The sequence below is a fragment of the Psychrobacter communis genome, from assembly GCF_014836505.1.
Taxonomy (GTDB): Bacteria; Pseudomonadota; Gammaproteobacteria; order Pseudomonadales; family Moraxellaceae; genus Psychrobacter; species Psychrobacter faecalis.
On sequence record NZ_JACSQR010000066.1, the window covers coordinates 1 to 3,271 of the forward strand.

Genomic DNA, 3,271 nt, shown 5'->3' on the forward strand with positions numbered 1-3,271 from the left:
ATATTATAGATATAATCTATCTATTATAGTAATAAATAGGTAGGTTTGTATATATTTTATTTAACTGTTTGCAACCCCCTCTTTAATGGCTGATATTACAGGCTATATTTCATTTTATGGGCGCAAGTTGGGGTAAGATAAGGGAAGTTTGGCAAAATTTATGCTATGATGCCAAGCACGATAGCTGACAGTTAAAGTATTAGATGAAGCTTTAATAAGGGCATGAAACCAGTCAATTATATGAATAGATATTGTTGGTTTTGCTATAAGTGCTATACGATATTTTGCTTTACCTTTTTTGTATTGTAGTTGCCGTTATTTATCCCTCAAACTTGGCATGACCATAGGAATTAACAGACATTATGTACGCTGAAGAAACCACCAACTTCGCCGCAATTATAGACATTCGCGCTCGTGAGATTTTAGACTCGCGCGGTAACCCAACGATTGAAGCTGATGTCATCTTAGCTGACGGCACAATTGGCCGTGCTGCTGCCCCAAGTGGCGCCTCAACTGGCTCACGTGAAGCGCTTGAGCTGCGTGATGGCGATCAAGATCGCTACATGGGTAAAGGCGTCAAAAAAGCCGTTGCCAATGTCAATAGCCAGATTCGTAGCGCGCTTATGGACAAAGACGTCACTGAACAGCAAGCGATTGATGACGCTATGATTGCGCTCGATGGTACAGAAAATAAAGACAACCTTGGCGCTAATGCCATGTTGGCGGTGTCTTTGGCAACGGCAAAAGCAGCTGCTAAGTCACAAAGCCTACCGTTGCATCAATATATCGCAAACTTGCGCAATCAGACATCATTGACCATGCCGGTACCGATGATGAACATCTTGAACGGTGGCGAGCACGCAGACAATACCGTTGATATCCAAGAGTTTATGATTGAGCCGGTTGGTTTCACCAGCTTCTCAGAGGCGCTGCGTGCGGGTACAGAGATTTTTCATAGCTTAAAATCTGTCCTAAAAGCACAGGGTTTAAATACTGCCGTCGGCGATGAAGGCGGCTTTGCACCAAACTTGCGTAGCAATGAAGAAGCCATCACCGTTATCATGCAAGCGATTGAGCAAGTCGGTTATAAAGCTGGCGATGATATCCATTTGGCTCTAGACTGTGCTGCCAGTGAGTTTTATAAAGATGGTCAATATATCTTGGCAGGCGAGGGTAATAAATCCTTTGATAGCCAAGGTTTTTCAGATTACCTCGTAGGCTTGACGCGTCAATATCCTATCATCTCTATCGAAGACGGTCTTGATGAGTCGGATTGGGATGGCTGGAAATACTTAACTGAACAGATTGGTGATAAAGTTCAGTTGGTTGGTGATGATTTGTTCGTGACCAACCCTGCTATTTTGCAAGAAGGCATTGATAAACACATTGCCAATGCGATTTTGATTAAGTTTAACCAAATCGGCACCTTATCAGAAACCCTGGATGCGATCTATCTGGCGAAGAAAAATGGCTATGCAACGATTATCTCGCATCGTTCAGGTGAAACGGAAGACAGCACCATTGCTGACTTAGCAGTTGGCACAGCAGCGGGACAAATTAAAACCGGCTCACTATGCCGCTCAGACCGTGTTGCAAAATACAATCAGCTACTACGTATCGAGCAACAAGTACGTGCAAGCTACCGTGGCCGTGAAGAGTTTATCGGTTTACGTGGCTAATCAGCTAAGTAGTTGAAAAGTTAGGCTTAAAGCTAAGCGCTATATTGTCATTCGCAAGATGATATAGCGCCTAATAAGTTAATCTAATTTTCGATTTTAATTATTATCCCTTTATCACTTGGCGTTAATACTTTATGAAATACTTTAGCCAATTTATCTTACTTGCTTTAGCGGTCGCTGTACTGTTAGGGCTGCAATACCAGTATTGGCTGGGTGAAAACGGTCAATTTGAGCATCATAAATTATTGACCCAGATTGAAGAACAACAGCGTTTAAATGACAATCAAGTAGCGGCAAATAACTTGCTGCGTACGGACGTTCATGATCTAAAAACCGGCCTTGAAGCGGTAGAGGAACACGCGCGTTTAGATTTAGGCTTGATTAAGCCAAATGAAACCTTTGTACAAGTATCAACAGCGCCGACAACCCATAGCCGTTATTGATTCTATCTACTCCAAAATAAACGATTACCTATAATTTTTTCTGCTTATATTTAAAGTACGATTTTTTTTAACTTCCTTTTTATCCAATCCAGTCATATCATCATGGAATCTGACCATGAGTATCAATCAAAACCACCTTATGAATACCACACCACATATACATGCCATGATTGTCGCTGCGGGTCGCGGTAGTCGTTTTGGTGCATCAATCGCCAAACAATATACCAAGCTACAAGGGCAGACCTTGTTACAACATAGCGTGGCACGGCTTGCGAGCAGTCGTTATATTGATCAGTGTTTATTGGTGATTGCAAAAGATGATCATACGGCGCAGACGCTTAATTTTGCATTGCCTATTGAATATACGAGCGGTGGAGCAGAGCGTTGGCAATCCGTGCAAGCAGGGGTAGAGGCGCTTATTAGGGCAGGTGCGCATGACTCAGACTTGGTGCTTATCCATGATGCCGCGCGTCCAGCGGTGCCTCAACAAGATATTGATAAAGTGATTAAAGCCGCGCTGCAAGAGCCGTATGGCGCTATCTTAGCGACCCCAGTTGCCGATACCCTAAAACAATCCTATACAGCGTCCTATAAGCACGCTAGCGCTGTCTCCGAAGCTATTAATAGCGCTAAAGGTAAACAGCATTCTTATGTTGAACGTACGCTTGAGCGTAGTAATATGTGGCAAGCGCAAACGCCGCAAGTCTTTCGCTTAGCTAAGCTGCGGGAAGTGTTGGCGTATGTTGAAGAGTATGACCTTGCTATCACCGATGAAGCAAGCGCGTTTGAGTACTTAGCGCTGCCAATTCGTTTGGTCGTTGGCAATCGGCAGAACATTAAACTTACCTATCCTGACGACGCCATCCTGCTTACCGCGATTCTTAACGCCCAGTCCCAATTGTCTTAAAAGATTTTCACCACCGTCACTATTTGCATTTCTCATTCTTTCCCCTGCTAAGTATTTCACTATAAATTTTCTATTCTCAAGTTCTAAATTGAGATGACTCTTCTCATATAGTAAAAGAAACAAAAATCCGCTACAGTATATAATATGGCATACTCAAAAGACTACCGACAACTGATCCTCAATAAGCTTGCAGAAGGCTATAGCATTCGACAACTTGCCGAGGAATATCAAATTAGCACCAA

3 protein-coding genes are annotated in these 3,271 nt (G+C 43.0%); all 3 read left to right on the plus strand.

The features are described 5' to 3' along the window. The first annotated feature begins 362 nt into the window (after window positions 1-362). The 3 genes from eno (at window position 363) to ispD (ending at window position 3,029) form a co-directional block, all read left to right on the plus strand. The gene (gene eno / locus H9653_RS12190; protein ID WP_102077674.1) at window positions 363-1,679 is read left to right on the plus strand and encodes a phosphopyruvate hydratase; all 1,317 of its coding nucleotides are present in this window, start codon (window positions 363-365) and stop codon (window positions 1,677-1,679) included. Between the two features lie 134 nt (window positions 1,680-1,813). Beyond that, window positions 1,814-2,122 (plus strand): FtsB family cell division protein, encoded by a 309-nt coding sequence (locus H9653_RS12195; protein ID WP_068407112.1) that lies wholly within the window; start codon window positions 1,814-1,816, stop codon window positions 2,120-2,122. A 115-nt stretch (window positions 2,123-2,237) separates the two neighbouring features. Beyond that, window positions 2,238-3,029: a 2-C-methyl-D-erythritol 4-phosphate cytidylyltransferase gene (ispD, locus tag H9653_RS12200; protein ID WP_225211765.1), complete on the plus strand. Its 792-nt coding sequence runs from the start codon at window positions 2,238-2,240 to the stop codon at window positions 3,027-3,029. Window positions 3,030-3,271: the final 242 nt, after the last annotated feature.